We start from the raw sequence: 20,117 nt of genomic DNA, 5'->3' as shown, positions 1-20,117 counted from the left end.
AAGCCTTGGCTTGGATCGACTGGAGCACAAATGAGATGTTTAATCTCGTCAGATTCAAAATGAGCTTATCGCTCTTTTCAATACTTTATTGGAGAGTTTGATCCTGGCTCAGGACGAACGCTGGCGGCATGCCTAATACATGCAAGTCGAGCGGAGTTGATAAGAAGCTTGCTTCTTTGATACTTAGCGGCGGACGGGTGAGTAACACGTAGGCAACCTGCCCTCAAGTTTGGGACAACTACCGGAAACGGTAGCTAATACCGAATAATTGTTTTCTTCGCCTGAAGGAAACTGGAAAGACGGAGCAATCTGTCACTTGGGGATGGGCCTGCGGCGCATTAGCTAGTTGGTGGGGTAACGGCTCACCAAGGCGACGATGCGTAGCCGACCTGAGAGGGTGATCGGCCACACTGGGACTGAGACACGGCCCAGACTCCTACGGGAGGCAGCAGTAGGGAATCTTCCGCAATGGGCGAAAGCCTGACGGAGCAATGCCGCGTGAGTGATGAAGGTTTTCGGATCGTAAAGCTCTGTTGCCAGGGAAGAACGCTTGGGAGAGTAACTGCTCTCAAGGTGACGGTACCTGAGAAGAAAGCCCCGGCTAACTACGTGCCAGCAGCCGCGGTAATACGTAGGGGGCAAGCGTTGTCCGGAATTATTGGGCGTAAAGCGCGCGCAGGCGGTCATTTAAGTCTGGTGTTTAATCCCGGGGCTCAACCCCGGATCGCACTGGAAACTGGGTGACTTGAGTGCAGAAGAGGAGAGTGGAATTCCACGTGTAGCGGTGAAATGCGTAGATATGTGGAGGAACACCAGTGGCGAAGGCGACTCTCTGGGCTGTAACTGACGCTGAGGCGCGAAAGCGTGGGGAGCAAACAGGATTAGATACCCTGGTAGTCCACGCCGTAAACGATGAGTGCTAGGTGTTAGGGGTTTCGATACCCTTGGTGCCGAAGTTAACACATTAAGCACTCCGCCTGGGGAGTACGGTCGCAAGACTGAAACTCAAAGGAATTGACGGGGACCCGCACAAGCAGTGGAGTATGTGGTTTAATTCGAAGCAACGCGAAGAACCTTACCAGGTCTTGACATCAGCATGACCGGGCTAGAGATAGTCCTTTCCTTCGGGACATGCTAGACAGGTGGTGCATGGTTGTCGTCAGCTCGTGTCGTGAGATGTTGGGTTAAGTCCCGCAACGAGCGCAACCCTTGATCTTAGTTGCCAGCATTTCGGATGGGCACTCTAAGGTGACTGCCGGTGACAAACCGGAGGAAGGTGGGGATGACGTCAAATCATCATGCCCCTTATGACCTGGGCTACACACGTACTACAATGGCCGGTACAACGGGCTGTGAAGCCGCGAGGTGGAACGAATCCTAAAAAGCCGGTCTCAGTTCGGATTGCAGGCTGCAACTCGCCTGCATGAAGTCGGAATTGCTAGTAATCGCGGATCAGCATGCCGCGGTGAATACGTTCCCGGGTCTTGTACACACCGCCCGTCACACCACGAGAGTTTATAACACCCGAAGTCGGTGGGGTAACCGCAAGGAGCCAGCCGCCGAAGGTGGGATAGATGATTGGGGTGAAGTCGTAACAAGGTAGCCGTATCGGAAGGTGCGGCTGGATCACCTCCTTTCTATGGAGAATCGTTTCCCGAGTGGAAACATTCAAATACGCAGCTTAGCTGCAAACTACTCACTCGTTGCTCAGTTTTGAGAGCTCAAACTCTCAAACAGCTTGCTTTTGCATGGAGCTTGTTCTTTGAAAACTAGATATCGAAACGAAAGTAAATGCGAATTAGAACATTCCTTTTTAGCTGAACTTGTGTATAACAAGTTTCAATAAAAACGGTAGATTGCACGTACGATGGTATCGAATGGGAGCGACTTTTGGCTTTGCGCAAGCAAAACAAGGGAAGCGAGCAGTCGAAACCGGAGCACGAGGTTAAGCTACTAAGAGCACACGGAGGATGCCTAGGCGCTAGGAGCCGATGAAGGACGTGGCGAACAACGAAACTGCCTCGGGGAGCTGTAAGCAAGCTTTGATCCGGGGGTGTCCGAATGGGGAAACCCAAGCTGGGGTAATTTCCAGTTACTCACAACTGAATACATAGGTTGTGTAGAGGCATACCAGGGGAACTGAAACATCTAAGTACCCTGAGGAAGAGAAAACAATAGTGATTCCGTCAGTAGCGGCGAGCGAACGCGGAGAAGCCCAAACCAAGGAGCTTGCTCTTTGGGGTTGTGGGACGTCTCACATGGAGTTACAAAGGAACCGGTTAAGTGAAGAGGTCTGGAAAGGCCCGCCAAAGAAGGTAAAAGCCCTGTAGTTGAAAGTCTGTTCCCTCCGAGACGGATCCCGAGTAGTGCGGGGCACGTGAAACCCCGTATGAATCCGGCAGGACCATCTGCCAAGGCTAAATACTTCCTAGCGACCGATAGTGAAGCAGTACCGTGAGGGAAAGGTGAAAAGCACCCCGGAAGGGGAGTGAAATAGAACCTGAAACCGTGTGCTTACAAAAAGTCAGAGCCCGTTTTAGGGGTGATGGCGTGCCTTTTGTAGAATGAACCGGCGAGTTACGTTCCCGTGCAAGGTTAAGGTGAAGAGCCGGAGCCGTAGCGAAAGCGAGTCTGAATAGGGCGACATAGTACGTGGACGTAGACCCGAAACCGGGTGATCTACCCCTGTCCAGGGTGAAGGTGCGGTAACACGCACTGGAGGCCCGAACCCACGCACGTTGAAAAGTGCGGGGATGAGGTGGGGGTAGCGGAGAAATTCCAATCGAACTCGGAGATAGCTGGTTCTCCCCGAAATAGCTTTAGGGCTAGCCTCGGAAAACAGAGTCGTGGAGGTAGAGCACTGATTGGGTGCGGGGCCCGCAAGGGTTACCAAGCTCAGTCAAACTCCGAATGCCATAGACTTACTTCCGGGAGTCAGACAGTGAGTGCTAAGATCCATTGTCAAAAGGGAAACAGCCCAGACCATCAGCTAAGGTCCCCAAGTGTGTGTTAAGTGGGAAAGGATGTGGAGTTGCACAGACAACCAGGATGTTGGCTTAGAAGCAGCCACCATTGAAAGAGTGCGTAATAGCTCACTGGTCGAGTGACTCTGCGCCGAAAATGTAACGGGGCTAAACACACCACCGAAGCTATGGCTTGATGCTTTGCATCAGGGGTAGGGGAGCGTTGTATAAGGGTTGAAGGTGTACCGTAAGGAGCGCTGGACATTATACAAGTGAGAATGCCGGTATGAGTAACGAAAAGATCAGTGAGAATCTGATCCGCCGAAAGCCTAAGGGTTCCTGAGGAAGGCTCGTCCGCTCAGGGTAAGTCGGGACCTAAGGCGAGGCCGAAAGGCGTAGTCGAAGGACAACAGGTCGAAATTCCTGTACCACCGTAAGCCGTTATGAGCAATGGGGGGACGCAGTAGGGTAGTGACGCGGACTGATGGATGTCCGTCTAAGCAGTGAGGCTGATGTGTAGGCAAATCCGCACATCATTAAGGCTGAGCTGTGATGGGGAGCGAAAATTATAGTAGCGAAGGTCATGATCTCACACTGCCAAGAAAAGCCTCTAGCCAGGTGAAGGTGCCCGTACCGCAAACCGACACAGGTAGGCGAGAAGAGTATTCTAAGGCGCGCGGAAGAACTCTCGTTAAGGAACTCGGCAAAATGACCCCGTAACTTCGGGAGAAGGGGTGCCCCGGTAGTGTGAATAGCACGAGGGGGCCGCAGTGAAAAGGCCCAAGCGACTGTTTAGCAAAAACACAGGTCTGTGCGAAGCCGTAAGGCGAAGTATACGGGCTGACGCCTGCCCGGTGCTGGAAGGTTAAGGGGAGTGGTTAGGAGCAATCCGAAGCTGTGAACCGAAGCCCCAGTAAACGGCGGCCGTAACTATAACGGTCCTAAGGTAGCGAAATTCCTTGTCAGGTAAATTCTGACCCGCACGAATGGCGTAACGACTTGGGCGCTGTCTCAACGAGAGATCCGGTGAAATTTTAATACCTGTGAAGATGCAGGTTACCCGCGACAAGACGGAAAGACCCCATGGAGCTTTACTGCAGCTTGATATTGAATTTGGGTACGATCTGTACAGGATAGGTGGGAGCCTGAGAGACATGAGCGCCAGCTTGTGTGGAGGCAACGTTGGGATACCACCCTGATCGTATCTAGGTTCTAACCTGGTACCGTAATCCGGTGCGGGGACAGTGTCAGGTGGGCAGTTTGACTGGGGCGGTCGCCTCCTAAAGAGTAACGGAGGCGCCCAAAGGTTCCCTCAGAATGGTTGGAAATCATTCGAAGAGTGCAAAGGCATAAGGGAGCTTGACTGCGAGACCTACAAGTCGAGCAGGGACGAAAGTCGGGCTTAGTGATCCGGTGGTACCGCATGGAAGGGCCATCGCTCAACGGATAAAAGCTACCCTGGGGATAACAGGCTTATCTCCCCCAAGAGTCCACATCGACGGGGAGGTTTGGCACCTCGATGTCGGCTCATCGCATCCTGGGGCTGAAGTAGGTCCCAAGGGTTGGGCTGTTCGCCCATTAAAGCGGTACGCGAGCTGGGTTCAGAACGTCGTGAGACAGTTCGGTCCCTATCTGTCGTGGGCGTAGGAAATTTGAGAGGAGCTGTCCTTAGTACGAGAGGACCGGGATGGACGTACCGCTGGTGTACCAGTTGTTCCGCCAGGAGCACCGCTGGGTAGCTATGTACGGACGGGATAAACGCTGAAAGCATCTAAGCGTGAAGCCCCCCTCAAGATGAGATTTCCCAGTATGTAAGACCCCTTGAAGACGACGAGGTAGATAGGCTGGGGGTGGAAGTGCAGCAATGCATGGAGCTGACCAGTACTAATCGGTCGAGGGCTTATCCAATAGCAAGTGATAGTTCGCATGTTTCGTTTCGAATCTAGTTTTCAGAGAACGATCTCTGAAATGAAAATTGGTACATCACAGAATGTGTGTATGATTTTCAGTTCCATATCTGATTTCAAGAAGCTATGCTTCGACAAATCGCGTTTGGTGGCGATGGCGGAGGGGTTCCACACGTACCCATCCCGAACACGACCGTTAAGCCCTCTAGCGCCGATGGTACTTGGACCGCAGGGTCCTGGGAGAGTAGGACGCCGCCAAGCAATTGAAGGACACACTTGATGATATCGAGTGTGTCTTTTTTTATTTTAATGTAATTCATTGGTTCTGATTTGACTTGTTATATACATAAAATACTGGCGTTCCAATCCTTAAAGCTGTGATACAATAGGTGAGGTCTATATAGAAAACGGAAACACGCATAAGTACGAGGAGGAACAGTGAACACAATGAAATCAGCCCCGTTTATTGCCGTGGAAGGTCCGATCGGAGCGGGGAAAACAACGCTGGCAACGATGCTTTCCCATGAATTGAATCTTCCGTTAGTTAAAGAAATCGTAGAAGAGAATCCATTTCTGGCTTCCTTTTATCAGGATATCGACGAGTGGAGTTTCCAATTGGAAATGTTCTTTCTGTGTAATCGGTTTAAACAACTGGAAGACACGGGTGCTCATTATGTAGAGCAGAATACCCCAGTTATTTCGGACTACCATATTTATAAAAATATGATTTTTGCCGATCGTACCTTAAAAGGAACGAAACGGGATAAATACCGTCAAATTTATCATCTGTTAACAGATGATCTGCCCAAGCCCAATCTGGTGCTTTATATTGAAGCTGAACTCGATACGCTGATGTACCGCATTAACAAGCGTGGACGCTCATTTGAGCAGGACATGGACCCGGCATATATGGAACAACTGATCGCTGATTACAAAACAGGTATGGACTATCTTGCGAATAGCTCAAATCCGCCAGTAATCATTAAGGTCAATGCAGAGCAACTTGACTTTGTGGAACACCCTGAACACTTCAGGCAAATTGTTAATCAGGTAAAGGAGTATATTATATGAATAACTATGGCATTCCAACGAATGCATTAATTACGGTAGCAGGTACGGTTGGAGTGGGTAAATCCACTTTAACAGCTGCACTCGCACAGCGCTTGAATTTCAAGACTTCTTTGGAACAAGTGGATCATAATCCATATTTGGAGAAGTTCTATCATGACTTTGAGCGTTGGAGCTTCCATCTGCAGATTTATTTCCTGGCAGAGCGCTTCAAGGAACAGAAAAAGATTTTTGAACTGGGTGGGGGATTCGTACAGGATCGTTCCATCTATGAAGATACGGGCATTTTTGCACAAATGCATGCAGATCAAGGAACCATGTCTGCTACAGATTTCGAGACATACAGCAGTTTGTTTGAAGCGATGGTGATGACACCGTATTTCCCACATCCAGATGTACTGATCTATTTGGAAGGAAGTCTGCCTTCAATTTTAAACCGTATTACGGAACGCGGACGCGAGATGGAGATTCAGACGGATCGCTCATACTGGGAACACATGCATGAGCGTTATTCTGTGTGGATTGATCAGTTTACGGCTTGCCCTGTGCTGCGTCTGAACATTGATGAGTATGATGTGCATGATCCGGCATCGGTGGATGCTATTTTGGCACAGATTGCAGCTGTCATTCAGCCTGCCAAGGAAGCGCAAAGATAAGAGAGAATGCGTTTTTCAATGTAGTTTTCTGAATTACAGTGGTTATATCTAAAATATAGATACGGACAACATCCCTTCTACGGCTATTATGCTGATGGAAGGGATGTTTTTTTATGGTCAACAGTAGAAAAATGTTGAATAATAGGCCTTTTTGTGGTTTCATAGGAAAGGTGAATTCTGGAAAAGAAGCATATGCATGACTCAGGAGGGAAAGACAACGTGGAAGAGAAACAAGGAGTTAAAATTGGTATGCCCATCATTGGTGGCTTAATTGCAGCCATTCTTGGGGGCATCGTCTGGGCGGCAATTGCTGCAATGACCGAGTATGAGGTAGGATTGATTGCGATTTTGATTGGAGCACTCACGGGTTACGCCGTTGTATTGTTCTCCAATAAACGAATTGCGACAGTACATAAAGTTATTGCCGTACTGTTTGCGCTCGTTGGCATTTTGCTGGGGAAATATCTGACGGTGGTTTATTTTACTTCCGAACTGTTTGGCGATGTAAGCGTGATGGAACTCGTGTTTGATAGCGAGATGATCAGCGCGTTTGCAGAAACCTTCCAGGACTATTTCAGTCAACCGATTGATTTGTTATTCATTGTGCTTGCGATTGTATCTGCATGGCAGATTCCTGGTCGGATGGCGAGAACCAGTCTGGCTTCAGACGCAACTTCATCGGATCACGCGCCAAGAGCTTAATCCGATAGACGGTGGACGCTGGTAGCAAAATGAAGGACGTCTGACAGAAGAAACTTAATGCTCATCATCCTAAGCATCTGGTGAAGTTATATCGAAGGACGGGGAGCAGAAAGTAGTAAAGAGCATCTACTTTAAAAGATATTCATAAAGTACTCAGAGTGATCAGCAGTTAGGCTAGTTCACATTGCGGCTGAGGTACTTGAATACATAAAAGGGACGTAACGCCTGAGAGGGCGTACGTCCTTTTATGTATTTACTAGGCTGTAGGCGGGTTATGGCTCATAACTGATGTAATAACTTGGATGGATCAAATTATTTGCAACGTACCTAGGATATATCCAGCTTGTTCATAAGGTTAATTCCAAGAACGATATGACCAACGCAGGAGGAAGGTTATAATATCCTGATCTCATATACAGCGAATAAGGCTGATGACGAGAGATAACGTTTACTACTATAGGACAGAGCTCCAAGTTACAGACGATCGTTTACAGCGCTCATCTGATGGCAATGAGAGTTGAATATATTGCTTGTGTTTGAAGACAGGGCTATATTATTTGTTTTGGTCAGCAAATACAGCCATAGCATCTCTCATAAATACTGCCAAACCATCGCCAAACTGATCAATATTACGCGTGAAGCGCTCATCGTCCACGTACATCTGACCAAGTCCTCTGAAGGCTTCAGGCGAGTAGCTTCCCATTTGGTTTAGCCAAGTGTACCACTCTTTGATGCCAGACTGTGCCTCCGCAGATGCCGGTTCTGTGTGACGAAGTGAAGCCAGATGTTTGTAAATTTCGTTCATTTGATCGGATAGCGCTTTCTGCGCCGTGGTTGATTTACTGTACAGCTTCTGATTTGCCTGGTCTACAGCATGGTCTCCCCACCGTTCGCGCGCTTCCTGTTCATACGGATTATGGCTAAAATTAAATCCTTCGAATTGTTCTTTGGCTGTCATTTTAATGTCTCCTCTCACGTGTAGGACTGTTTTATCAATGGTAGCAATCATCTGGTCCAAGCGTTGGCGCTTCTCCAGCAGTATAAGTCGATGCATTTTAAGTGCTTCTTCCGGATTGAAGGAGGGGTTGGTTATAATGTTTTTGATTTCCTTCAGAGAGAAGTCGAGTTCCTTGAAAAATAATATCTGCTGCAATCGTTCCAGGTTGGCGTCTGAATATAATCGATACCCGGCAGCAGTTACTTCGTCCGGAGTTAATAGCCCGATCTCATCATAGTGATGCAGTGTGCGCACACTGATTGAGGCAAGTTCAGCAACTTCTTTTACCTTCATGGCCATGAGTGAAACCTCCTTACAACACTGATTGTACAGTGTCACGTTACGTGAGAGTCAACAGTTGAAAATGTAAAAAACAAGATGCGGCAGGAAGCTGCATCTTGATCATGGATTGGTTACTGGATGTGACTAGGGCTGATTGGAATGTGGCTAGATATGACTAGATGTGAATAGGTGGACGAAATAATTGTATTATTCAGTCACTGTAGGGTGGCGGCTGCGCTTTGATGTCGAAGACATGGGTTGCTGCCGCGCCGCCGGGATGTTATGGGGCTCCTCTGTTATGGAGAGGAGAGCGATTGGTTGTGGGTTGTGGCTGCACCATGTATTCGGTGCAGCCCACGGGCTGGCTGTGCAGGGAAGCAAGGCTACGCCCGCATCCCGCGCACTGCCGCAGCGAACTGCGCAGCCGCTGCGCACACGTCGGCCGCGCCCGCGATGGCGGAGATGACGGCTACGCCGTCGGCTCCAGCCGCCATCACGGCGGCCGTGGTATCGGGCGTAATGCCGCCGATACCCACAATCGGAACTGCGATGCCTGCGGCGCGCAGTTCCGCCACCCCTGCGGGGCCCAGCACAGCGTGGGCATCCGCTTTGGAGCGCGTCGGGTACATGGGCCCGACGCCAAGGTAGTCGGCGCCCGCCTGCACAGCACGGCGCGCCTCACCCACAGCGTGGGCGGATACGCCAAGCATCCGCCCAGCGCCAATGCGGGCGCGTACCAGCGCCGCGTCCGCATCATCCTGGCCGACATGCACGCCGTCGGCCTCCACCGCTACAGCCAGCTCCACATCATCGTTCACGATGAACGGGACCTCGTGCTGGCTGCACACCTCGCGAAGCCGCATCGCAAGCGTCATGCGAGCTTCGCCGATCAGGGCGCCAGTTCCCTTTTCGCGGAACTGGAACAGCGTAATGCCGCCAGCAATGGCTTGGCGTAGCACCTCGACGGGGTCTTGCGTCGTATTTACGCTGCCCATGACCAAATACACCTGCATCGCGCGTTGTACCGCTTCAGCATCCCAAGGGCGCATCACTGCTCACCCCGCTGTCTGCGCTGATACGCAAAATGATTTGTTGGCCCATGTCCGGCCCCAATCCCCAGCTCGTCTTCAATGGCTGCCTGAATGAATGCTCTCGCGGTCGTTACGGCAGCCAGAACAGGTGAACCCTTGGCTAACTCTGCGGTAATCGCAGCAGAGTACGTGCATCCCGTTCCGTGTGTATGACGTGTTACCACACGAACATTCTCCAGATAATGAAAAGACTGCCCATCGTAGACTACGTCCACGATCATGACACTTCCTTCATCATGACCACCTTTGACCAAAGCATACGTCGAGCCCATCTGTACAATCCGTCTCGCGGCTTCTTCCCGCTGACTAAGATTCGTGATGGACATTCCGGTAAGCAGTTCGGCTTCCGGAATATTAGGTGTTGTGATCAGGGCATGGGGCAACAGCTCTGTAATCAGCGCCTGTACAGCTTCCTGCTGGAGCAGGGGGGCTCCGCCTTTGGCGACCATCACGGGATCGATGACCAGATTAGACCAACCATATTGCTGCCACTTCTCAGCGACGAGTCGAATAATCTCGGCACTATATAACATGCCGGTCTTCACCGCAGTTGGCTGAAAGTCTTCTCCGGTTGAGTCCAATTGCTGGGCAATGCCATCGTAAGGGATGGGGAAGACTCCTTGTACACCTGTTGTATTTTGAGCAGCAATAGCGGTGATGACGGTCATGCCGTATACGCCAAGCTCCTGAAACGTTTTGAGATCGGCCTGAATTCCTGCGCCTCCCCCGTTATCGGAGCCTGCAATGGTTAGGGCTTGAGGAATGCTCATACCACACCTCCACGGATCAGACGAATCTGTGCGCGTTCTGCCACAAGGTCGGGTGTTACTTGTGCCAGTTGATTCAAGAATTCAATCTGGAAGCTGCCCGGCCCCTGATGAGCCGTCTTCTCTGCCGCCAGTTCAGCCGCTACGCCATAAAAAGCGAGTGCTTCAACAACACTGCCTGGAAGATCGTCTTCGGATTCCGCAATGGCTGTAAAAGCGCCAATCACCGAACTTAGCAGACAGCCAGCACCTGTGACCTGAGTGAGCAGGGCATGTCCATTACTCGTGAGGAATGTAGATTGTCCATCGGTAATGATATCTTCTTTACCGGTAATGACCACGACACAGCCAAGTTTATGCGCTGCCCGCTCCGCTATGCCGATCCGGTCACCCTCACCTGATCCCGCGTCCACACCTTTGATACTCCAGCTCTCACCGATGACATTGGCAACCTCCGCCACATTGCCGCGCAGTACCGTGAGGCGAAGCTCACGAACGAGCATCTGAACGGTTTCTGTACGATAGGCGGTTGCGCCTGCGCCGACGGGATCTAGCACCACAGGTACATGATGCGCATTAGCCGATTGGCCTGCCAGACGGATGGCCTGAACGATTTTATCATCGAGTGTGCCAATGTTGAGCACCACGGCTCCTGACATCTTGGCAACATCAGCGACCTCTTCATGAGCATAAGCCATAAATGGGGATGCACCAAGTGCAAGCAAACCATTGGCTGTAAAGGGAGCAACGACAAGGTTGGTGATATTGTGTACCAGCGGATTTTGCGTACGAACACGTTTCAGATAAGACATATAATTTCCTCCTTGTTTTGAAGTAACGCCACCGGCAGAAGCCTGATATGCAGAGTCACTCAACAGAATAATAGGATATGAGTCTCCGTGTTGAGCAGGGCGAATAGTGTAAAGACACCGAGAGACGTTACAGCGGTAAAAGCAGATGTAAAAGATAAATCCAATTCATAATGCAATAAAGATGGATTAATGTAACTGGATATGGAAGAACAAACGATCAATATCTAGCCTTGATTGAAACAGCTAAAAGGTAGAGCCACATAAAAATGTAATTCGCAAAAAATAGTAATAATACAAAAACGCGACAGTACAACAGTACAGCAATGTAACAATGCAACAGTACTACAATGCAATATACAGAAAGTGACCCCAGGGTAAGTCTCCTAATTCAGGCAAGCGGTATAGTGAAGGAATTGACGTTCAAATAGAGTCTTGAAACCCAAACCCAAACCAAGCTGGTAGCTCTTTTGGCGAATTCCTTCCGCAGGTTTAGACGGTGTTTCTAAAGAACCCGGGACATCTTATTTGTCTGTCAAATCCTACTTTTGAAATGTAAGGAACGTCAGACACGTTATTTCCCTGAATTCCTTGATTAAAACGATGCAAACGGCTGTTTATTCTAATATTGCGTGTCTCAGATTCCTTAGATTTCTGAGACTGCTTTAAATCCTCGAATAAGACGTCTCAGATTCGTTAGCGCTCGCCGCATGCTCTACTCCGAACACATTAGGACGCGATTCAGCTCCCGGTAGATTTGAAGATGTGCGCTAATGTACATGAACAAATGCAAAGCTCCAAGCCGCCTAAACGTATACAAGGTACTCGATCGCATACCATGTCATCCAAACGCATACAAGGTACTCGATCGCATATCATGCCACCCAAATGCATATCAAGGTACTCAATTGCACATCAAGTCACGTAGAATTGTTAAAGATTATGATTCTCCACTCCTTGCTCCAGCCAGTTCCATTACGGAAACCTTTTACATACTGCAAACCTTGTTGCCCCTAACGCCACGTCCTTGCTAACTTTCTATTCATTCCTCTTACTTGCCGATCCCTTTCTTTTAGTCACTTTCCCTTTATCCTCGTGGCTTTTCTTTACTTACTCTCCTTGCAGATTAATAAACGCATCCTCGGCTTTCACCGATTCAGGAATCATTTCAGTTGCAACGAGCCATGCACGTACATTCTCCCACGACTCCATTTCCTGCCGACCAAACGGTTGACCTTCTTCATTCATGAGTGGCAGTAGAATAGCCAGGCTTTTGGTTTCGATCTCCGGGTCAAGCGGAGATGTTTCATTCTCATGAGCAAGCAGAATATTCAAGGCTTCTTCTGGATGCTCCGTGACATATTTCTGTCCTTCCTGGATCGCTTTGATGAACCGGGTCAGTTGTTCTTTTTTGGCTTCCATACCAGCTTCACTTGCAGTCAGGACCAATTCATAATAATCAGGCACGCCATAGTCGACAGGGTTAATCGATTTCATGGCATGGCCTTCTTTCTCCAAAATCAATTGTTCATGGTTAATAAAACCACCCATAATCGCGTCCGCCTGTCCGGAAGCCAGAGAAGGAATCAGATCGAATCCAACGTCGACCAGTTTCATGTTGTCTGGGCTGCCACCATCTTGGCTGATCATCGTCCGTACCATCGCGTCATACAGCGGAATCGAAGAATAGCCAACCGTCTTTCCTTCAAGGTCTTTGGGTGAACGCACTTTGCCATTTGCTTCGGTCAACAGATGTACGAGCGGGTGGCGAACAACAGCAGCAATGGAACGTACAGGAATGTTCTCACTACGCGCGAGCAAGATTTGAGGCTGATAGCTTAGAGCCAGATCAATTTTACCGGCAGCAACAAGTTTGAGTGAGTCATTGGTATCCGCAGGCATCTGAATGTCGACATCCAGACCTTGGTCTGCAAAGTATCCATTTTCCTGAGCTACATAGATGAAGGAATGTACTGCATTGGGGTACCAGTCGAGCATGATGGACAGTTTATCTTTGGTGTCTGATGCTGGTTCTGTTACAGGCGAGTTTGCTTGCTGTGCATTGGTTTCCGTATCTGTTGTTAGCGTGTTTTTGCCAGCACCCGTGGTGCCGCATCCGCTAACGATCAGCAACAGGCTTATGAGCATAATGGGAAGCAGGGAGTATATACCTTTGTTAGTCATAAATGAAGTTCCTCATTTCATCGTTTGGGTTTGTAGACAATGGACAGCAGTATGTTAACGGACAAGATGACAAAGTACTGATTGAAGTTAGCTGCTGAAATGGTGCATAAGTTATGTTGTGTAGAGCGTAATTCTTGTAGTAACATCTAAAATCTAAATTCTCTCTACGTTTTATCCAGCTATTTTTTCGCTTCATGGCGCCGAGTACCAAACCGTTTCTCCAGCCAGGCAATCAGTACAAACAAAACGATCCCGAGCAGGGATAACAGCACAATAGCGGCGAACATCGCGTCCGTGTTCATGTTGCTGGACATGCGGCGGCTGAAGTATCCGAGACCTTTACTGCCACCGAGCCATTCGCCTATCGTTGCACCAACCACGCAGTACACCACAGACATCTTTAGCCCCGAGAAGAAGGCGGGAAGTGCCAGTGGAACCTGGAGTTTGCGAAAAATATCCCACGTGCTAGCTCCCATGGTGAGCAGTAGTTCACGCTGCTCTGGATCGCCTTGGCGAAGTCCATCGTAGGTACTCACCACAATGGGGAAGAAGGCGATCAGGAACACCACCGCAACTTTGCTCCACAGCGTGTAGCCAAACCATAGGATGAAGACGGGGGACAGGGCAATCAACGGGATCGTCTGACTGATTACGATGAAGGGATATAACGCTTTTTCAATCGACCGATTCATATGCATACCAGTTGCAAGTGCAATTCCGGCAGCAATGGACAAGCCAAAACCAACAACAACCTCCATCAAGGTAACAGGCAGATGTGTAGCCAGCAGGAGGTGACGATGCTCATACAGGGAGTTGGCAATCGCCGTTGGGGCTGGAATGATGAAGGAGGGCACCCATCCCATACGCACAATCCACTCCCAGAAGACAAGCAGCAAGAGCAGGAGCCAAAGAAACAGACCATAACGGTCAAGCCAACCCCTTACGTTATTCTTCATGCAGTTTCCCAAGTTATTCTCTCGCATGCAATTGTTCCTCCAGTCGTCGTCTCATCTGAACGAGCGCCGGTTCGTAGATCATGTCCGAATGTCTTGGACGTGGCAAAGGTACCGTCAAATCTTGTAGCGGTTGGCCTTGGCTCCCCGGAGTTAACAGGATAATTCGATCACTGAGTAGCAGGGCCTCTTCAATATCATGCGTAATGAACAACACGGTTTTGCCCAGATCTTCCCACAGCTCCAGTAGCCAGCGATGCATCTCGCGTTTGGTTAAGGCATCGAGTGCGCCGAATGGTTCATCCAGCAGCAAGAGTTGGCCACCTGTCAACAAAGTACGAAGCAGCGCGACACGTTGGCGCATGCCACCCGACAGCTCGTCCGGGTAAGCATGCGCGTAGCCGGATAAGCCAAATCTGTCGAGCCCTGCCATAATGTCTGCGCGAATTTTTCCCTTATCCTGTCGCCCTGGAGCAAGTTCAGCGGGGAGCATGCAATTCTCCATGACGGTTCGCCAGGATAACAGGAGGTCCTTTTGCGGCATGTAGGCCACCTGCCCCAGTCGCTTTCCATCAGGGACCCAAGGAATTTCAATGGTTCCGTGGGTTGGCTCAAGCAGGCCTGCCAGCAGCTTGAAAAGGGTGCTTTTACCGGAGCCGCTGGAGCCGATGAGCGAGACGAATTCGCCGTTGGCAACACGCATCGACACATTGGAGAGCACGGGGGAATCCCTTTTTCCCGGGAAAGCGTAGCTCATGTTGTGAATGGTTATGTTATTATCCATCTCGTTCTGTTCCCCCTTGTTATTCCAAATTCAACTTCAAACTGCGGGATCTTTCATTACACCTGCTGATCTGCCCGCAGAACGCGAAAAAGACCCACCCATTTCCGGAGAAATGAGTGGGTCTGTAAGTTCAATTCACATTAAAATTCATCATCAACATGAAAAAATCCGCTTACTGAAAGGCCGCTCCACTTCCCTCCGCTGGTATGATCCAGATCAGGTTCAAAGGGTCCGAATCATTCGATTCGTCTCAGCCGTAAGGCTCCCCTAGTGCATTGTTCAAGATATGCAGTTATGTGTTCAGCATATATCACATGCAAGTGGAATGTAAAGGGGGCGCTCAGAAAGAATGTGAGTACTGATCTGAAAATGGTTCCGTTCGGATTATTAGGATTGCACAGCCAGATTATTCGGGCAGACGCATTAATCCGTTGCCGGAATTGCTCCAGTTTCCTCAACTCCTCTTACTGTGGCAGGTTTATTTAATGAAATAGATACGATACAATATCTACTGAATTTCTATACACTGCTTTCGGGATGTAATCAATGGAAGGGGAAGTGTAATATGAGAACGATTGGTCTTATTGGTGGAATGAGCTGGGAGTCATCGTTAGAATATTATCGAATTATTAATGAAGAAGTGAAAAATAAATTGGGAGGATTGCATTCAGCCAAGTGCATTTTATATAGCGTGAATTTTGAAGAGGTCGAGCGTTATCAAGCTGAAGGTGATTGGGAAAGCGCTGGTGAATTATTAGGGAATGCTGCTCAGTCTTTGGAAAAGGCAGGAGCAGAAATGATTGTAATTTGTACAAATACGATGCATAAAGTGATTAAACATATTGAAGAAAAAGTGACACTACCCATCGTACATATTGCTGATGCAACAGCAAATCAAATTCATAAGTCCCATATAAGTACGGTTGGTTTACTCGGAACCAAATATACGATGGAACAAGACTTTTATAAAAAACGAATTGAATTTAATGGTATTAAGGTTTTGATACCGAATGAAGAGGATAGAAAAGTTGTCAATAAAATAATATACGAGGAATTATGTTTAGGGAAAATTGAGCCCTTATCAAGGGATTATTATAAAAAGGTGATCCAAAGGCTGGTTGATGATGGAGCTGAGGGAATCATATTAGGTTGCACCGAAATTGGATTATTAGTAAAAGTAGAGGATTCAGAAGTTCCATTATTTGATACAACACATATTCATGCGATTGAATCTGTTCATTTGGCACTAGCCAAATCATTTGACTCAACCCGATAAACCCGTTCTCTGATTTACCTTGGCTTATGAACTCGATATAATAGGGATGGGCCGTACAGGCCGGATCACAAAATGCAGGTGGGATTGTTCTCCCTCCTAGGCAGAATGGGGACCCAAGTTGAAAACGTTCAAAAAAGTATATATTGAGATCACGAGTATCTGCAATCTGGCTTGCAGCTTCTGTCCGCAGACGCAGCGTGCCAAAGGATTCATTGACCCTGAAGTCTTCAACAATATACTGGAACAAGTTAAACCACATACCAATCATATTTATCTACATGTCAAAGGCGAACCCTTGTTGCATCCCAAAATAGATCTTCTGCTAGATTCCGCACACGAGAAGGGACTCAAGGTGAACATTACAACGAATGGTACACTGCTGCCCAAGACTCAGCATAAATTGCTTGGTAAACCGGCGCTGCGTCAGATGAACTTCTCCCTGCACAGCTTCGATGGGCACGAAGGTTCAACCGACCGTGACGGATATCTGAGCAACATTTTGTCTTTTGTACACGAGGCGGTGAAACACAATGTCATCATCTCATTCCGACTGTGGAATCTGACGCAGGATAACTTCACGAATGCTCAGATGAATCGAAATCGGGAAACCCTTGAAGTGCTGGAACGTGAATTCAATCTGGACTTCCGCATTGAGGAAAAAGTGGTTCCAGGCAGCGGGGTCAAAATTGCCCCGAATGTATACCTGAATCAGGACCACGAGTTCCAGTGGCCAAGTCTGGATGCACCTGAAGATGACGGCAAAGGCTTCTGCCACGCATTGCGTAGTCAGGCGGCTGTGCTAGTGGATGGAACGGTGGTTCCATGCTGTCTCGATGGCGAGGGTGTGATTAACCTGGGTAATGTGCACGAGAAGTCATTCTCGGAGATCATTGAAGGGGAGCGAGCGAACAATCTGGTATATGGCTTTTCCAAGCGGGAAGCTGTGGAAGAGTTGTGTCGAAAGTGCGGTTATCGTCAGAGGTTTGGAGCCTGACATCTTATATCAGCAAGCTGGAAGCCATTCAAGATCACACATTTGAAAGACAAATGTAGTGATCTTTCTTGTTTACTGGGGATTAAAGTCAGATGTACTTACGTTACAAATGAGCATACCAGAGGTTGATATCAGCATATTGTTCAAAGATCCTGACTTGCAAAAAATGCCGATATGACAGTCATTATGCGATGTCAGGATATATCTGATCTAATGATTATTCTAGTTACCTTCCTTATTTGGTAGGATTAGGTTGTGAGTTGGGCAGAGGTGCACCTCTGGCGAACTTTCAGTACAAGCACAGGCTTGTACACGATCCATAACGAGAGAATAAGGGAGGAATAAAGTAATGAAAAAAATGTTGACGTTGTTGTTGTCTGCTGGTTTGGTTGCTTCCATATTTGGTGCGGTTCCCGCTGCTGCTGCGCCTACAGTTGTTAATTCAACGATTATTGTTCCAGCGGGCACGACTTATGACGGTCAAGGCAAAACATTTGTAGCCAATCCTTCCACATTGGGTGACGGGTCTCAAGCAGAGAATCAGAAACCGGTATTTCGTCTGGAGGCAGGGGCTACGCTCAAAAATGTAAATATCGGATACCCTGCTGCCGATGGTGTTCACTGTTATGGCAACTGTAATATATCAAATGTAGTCTGGGAGGATGTGGGTGAGGATGCACTCACATTGAAGTCGGCCGGAACGGTCAATATTACCGGCGGTGCGGCGTATAAGGCCTATGATAAAGTATTCCAGATCAATGCAGCCGGAACGATTAACATCAAAAATTTCCGTGCAGATGATATCGGGAAGCTGGTACGTCAAAATGGTGGAACGACCTTCGCAGTTAACATGACGCTGGATAACTCCAATATTTCCAATGTGAAAGATGCTATTATGCGTACAGATAGCAGTGTATCTCAAGGGAAAATTACGAATACCCGCTATTCCAAAGTGCCAACCCTGTTCAAGGGATTTGCTTCAGGTAAAACCAGTCAATCCGGCAATGTCCAATATTAAACGAGAGACTCAATCGCTGGAGTTGTTAAAAATATAAGCTCCACTTAATTGGAAGTAAGCCGGAATATAACGCCAAAAAAAGAGCGTCCCAAGGTCATTGTCACACTGACTTTGAGGAACGCTCTTTGTAATGCAGATGTCACCATAGTATAGTTCTGCTGAGTAATGTTTCATTGTGGAGGCACATATTATTTCTCTCCCGGAACCTCAACGATGACTTTGCCATGCTCGGGGGCAACGGAACCGGTATCCGTGGAGCCCAATTTGTTTATGACCTCATATGAGGTTTCTTCAAGCATGCGAGAGTACTTGAATGATACGAGTGTTTGACCTGCTACGGAAGGACGAGTTCCTGCTTCAGCAACGGCTTTGGTTTTAATAAAGAACAGGTCACCGATAGTTCCTGCATTATTGCTGATGTTGGCCTGCCATCGCAGCAGTGCACTTCCATTTTTAAGGACATAATAACTGACCAGATCGTTATCCTCCACAACGAAGAAACGATCTTTTTTGCCTTGTTCAAAAATGTATTTAATGGAGGAATCCACCGGACCCAGAGGGTTGCGAATATCCAGACGTGTTTGTCCGAGTTCAGAGAAGCGTGGCAGATGAAGTGCGGCTTCGCGCGCCACAGTCAGATCAGAACTGTTATATTCTTTTACAATCGTAGCATCGGTAGTGTAAATGTAGGCTTCCTTGGCCTTCTGATTCCACTGCACCTTCGTACCAAAAGCCTCACCAATGGCACGGAGCGGAAGCATCGCTTTACCATTCACCAGAATCGGGGCGGAAGACAATGTTGCATTTTGGTCATTTTTCTTCATTGTCTTGCTATTAGGTTTAAGGACATAATTATCGCTGCCTGTGCTAATGCTGATCTCTTTTGTTTTGTTATTGTAGCCAAACGTATAGTTGCCGAGGAATTGAAGCTCAGTCAATGCCACGTACATGGTCCCCTGCCGGATGACAACTTCATATTGAGCTTGAACATTGTTAATATAAGCTGTCGGTTTAGGTTCAGTTGCCGCGGCTTCCGCCACAGTGGATGAGAGTAAGGCAGGTGCCGTACCTGCGGTAAGTATCGAAGCGGCAAGGATCATTTTCCATGTTTTGAGCTGCCAAGCAGAGTTATACATTTTCATTACTATCAATCTCCCTTCTAGTATTTCAGACGGACTACATAACCTAAATGTTTCATATTATGGAAAGTGTACAATAAAATATCCCCTGTTCATATACCCCAAATGAAGCATCGTGATACTTCTGGGGATTGCCACAAATACCCATCTGATGTACATTAGAAGCAATGAAATAAGTGAACCGGGAGCTCAATGAAGTTGGGCTGAGAGAGTGGCCTTGTGCCGCTGACCGTACATCTGATCTGGGTAATGCCAGCGTAGAGAACATGGATTTGCAATATGTAAGGGTGAAGTGTAGGAATGAACGTGGATGAACAACAGACCTTTTTGAACTGTGGTGGTGTATCTGCCATGGCGGAGAGGGATGGTTGATATTCCGTATTTTCGACATCCACCCAATACATCATTGTGAGGATTGTATACTGCGTGTTAGGCCTGCCCGGAACCGGGGAGGCTTTTTTTGTTTATTTTTAGAGGTTGTTCAACCAGTCTTTTTGAACACACACTTTTACAACCCCACAGGGGAC

The 20,117-nt window shown here is 48.2% G+C and carries 14 protein-coding genes, 3 rRNA genes and 1 riboswitch; of the genes, 9 read left to right on the top strand and 8 right to left on the bottom strand.

The genetic code is table 11. From position 1 onward, the window contains the following. Positions 1-85: 85 nt before the first annotated feature. From ACX9NY_RS19255 to ACX9NY_RS19230, 6 genes are all read left to right on the top strand, one after another. A 16S ribosomal RNA gene (locus tag ACX9NY_RS19255) occupies positions 86-1,637 on the top strand. Between the two features lie 306 nt (positions 1,638-1,943). Continuing rightward, a 23S ribosomal RNA gene (locus ACX9NY_RS19250) occupies positions 1,944-4,871 on the top strand. Between the two features lie 143 nt (positions 4,872-5,014). After that, positions 5,015-5,131 (top strand): 5S ribosomal RNA (gene rrf, locus ACX9NY_RS19245). The 16S, 23S and 5S rRNA genes sit together here, the layout of an rRNA operon. 186 nt (positions 5,132-5,317) lie before the next feature. Next, a complete protein-coding gene (locus ACX9NY_RS19240; protein ID WP_017690540.1) occupies positions 5,318-5,941 on the top strand; it encodes a deoxynucleoside kinase in 624 nt (207 codons plus the stop codon). Beyond that, positions 5,938-6,594 carry a deoxynucleoside kinase gene (locus ACX9NY_RS19235; RefSeq protein WP_339239693.1) on the top strand — a complete coding sequence of 219 codons (657 nt, stop codon included), beginning with the start codon at positions 5,938-5,940 and terminating at the stop codon, positions 6,592-6,594. The genes ACX9NY_RS19240 and ACX9NY_RS19235 overlap by 4 nt, the downstream gene beginning before the upstream one ends. Before the next feature lie 219 nt (positions 6,595-6,813). Continuing rightward, complete coding sequence (locus tag ACX9NY_RS19230) at positions 6,814-7,296, top strand: hypothetical protein (RefSeq protein ID WP_339239695.1); 483 nt, start codon at positions 6,814-6,816, stop codon at positions 7,294-7,296. Between the two features lie 553 nt (positions 7,297-7,849). Here ACX9NY_RS19230 and ACX9NY_RS19225 read toward each other — a convergent pair. The 7 genes from ACX9NY_RS19225 to ACX9NY_RS19195 all read right to left on the bottom strand — a co-directional run bounded on the left by ACX9NY_RS19225 (position 7,850) and on the right by ACX9NY_RS19195 (position 15,163). Further along, complete coding sequence (locus ACX9NY_RS19225; protein WP_472474477.1) at positions 7,850-8,593, bottom strand: MerR family transcriptional regulator; 744 nt, start codon at positions 8,591-8,593, stop codon at positions 7,850-7,852. Positions 8,594-8,958: 365 nt separating this feature from the next. Beyond that, positions 8,959-9,624 (bottom strand): thiamine phosphate synthase, encoded by a 666-nt coding sequence (gene thiE / locus ACX9NY_RS19220; RefSeq protein WP_472474475.1) that lies wholly within the window; start codon positions 9,622-9,624, stop codon positions 8,959-8,961. Next, positions 9,624-10,436: a bifunctional hydroxymethylpyrimidine kinase/phosphomethylpyrimidine kinase gene (gene thiD / locus ACX9NY_RS19215; RefSeq protein ID WP_472474473.1), complete on the bottom strand. Its 813-nt coding sequence runs from the start codon at positions 10,434-10,436 to the stop codon at positions 9,624-9,626. Before thiD ends, thiE begins: the two co-directional genes overlap by 1 nt. Beyond that, positions 10,433-11,245 (bottom strand): hydroxyethylthiazole kinase, encoded by an 813-nt coding sequence (gene thiM, locus ACX9NY_RS19210; protein WP_339258943.1) that lies wholly within the window; start codon positions 11,243-11,245, stop codon positions 10,433-10,435. The genes thiD and thiM overlap by 4 nt, the downstream gene beginning before the upstream one ends. A gap of 1,107 nt (positions 11,246-12,352) precedes the next feature. Continuing rightward, the gene (locus ACX9NY_RS19205; RefSeq protein WP_472474471.1) at positions 12,353-13,426 is read right to left on the bottom strand and encodes an ABC transporter substrate-binding protein; all 1,074 of its coding nucleotides are present in this window, start codon (positions 13,424-13,426) and stop codon (positions 12,353-12,355) included. A 179-nt stretch (positions 13,427-13,605) separates the two neighbouring features. Continuing rightward, the gene (locus ACX9NY_RS19200) at positions 13,606-14,409 is read right to left on the bottom strand and encodes an ABC transporter permease (RefSeq protein ID WP_472474469.1); all 804 of its coding nucleotides are present in this window, start codon (positions 14,407-14,409) and stop codon (positions 13,606-13,608) included. After that, the gene (locus ACX9NY_RS19195; protein WP_472474467.1) at positions 14,396-15,163 is read right to left on the bottom strand and encodes an ABC transporter ATP-binding protein; all 768 of its coding nucleotides are present in this window, start codon (positions 15,161-15,163) and stop codon (positions 14,396-14,398) included. Before ACX9NY_RS19195 ends, ACX9NY_RS19200 begins: the two co-directional genes overlap by 14 nt. 176 nt (positions 15,164-15,339) lie before the next feature. Next, positions 15,340-15,442: riboswitch (TPP riboswitch) on the bottom strand. A 286-nt stretch (positions 15,443-15,728) separates the two neighbouring features. Between ACX9NY_RS19195 and ACX9NY_RS19190 the strand changes: the two genes are divergently transcribed. From ACX9NY_RS19190 to ACX9NY_RS19180, 3 genes are all read left to right on the top strand, one after another. Further along, positions 15,729-16,439 carry an aspartate/glutamate racemase family protein gene (locus ACX9NY_RS19190; RefSeq protein WP_339258949.1) on the top strand — a complete coding sequence of 237 codons (711 nt, stop codon included), beginning with the start codon at positions 15,729-15,731 and terminating at the stop codon, positions 16,437-16,439. A 118-nt stretch (positions 16,440-16,557) separates the two neighbouring features. Continuing rightward, positions 16,558-17,433 carry a radical SAM/SPASM domain-containing protein gene (locus tag ACX9NY_RS19185; protein WP_339239714.1) on the top strand — a complete coding sequence of 292 codons (876 nt, stop codon included), beginning with the start codon at positions 16,558-16,560 and terminating at the stop codon, positions 17,431-17,433. A 349-nt stretch (positions 17,434-17,782) separates the two neighbouring features. Continuing rightward, complete coding sequence (locus ACX9NY_RS19180) at positions 17,783-18,451, top strand: pectate lyase (protein WP_339239716.1); 669 nt, start codon at positions 17,783-17,785, stop codon at positions 18,449-18,451. A 188-nt stretch (positions 18,452-18,639) separates the two neighbouring features. Here the strand turns inward: ACX9NY_RS19180 and ACX9NY_RS19175 are convergent, their stop codons facing one another. After that, positions 18,640-19,593, bottom strand: a complete 954-nt coding sequence (locus ACX9NY_RS19175) for a copper amine oxidase N-terminal domain-containing protein (RefSeq protein WP_472474464.1) — start codon at positions 19,591-19,593, stop codon at positions 18,640-18,642. Positions 19,594-20,117 lie beyond the last annotated feature (524 nt).

This window comes from Paenibacillus sp. CB74 (assembly GCF_055687625.1).
This window is presented reverse-complemented; position numbering and strand designations above follow the sequence as displayed.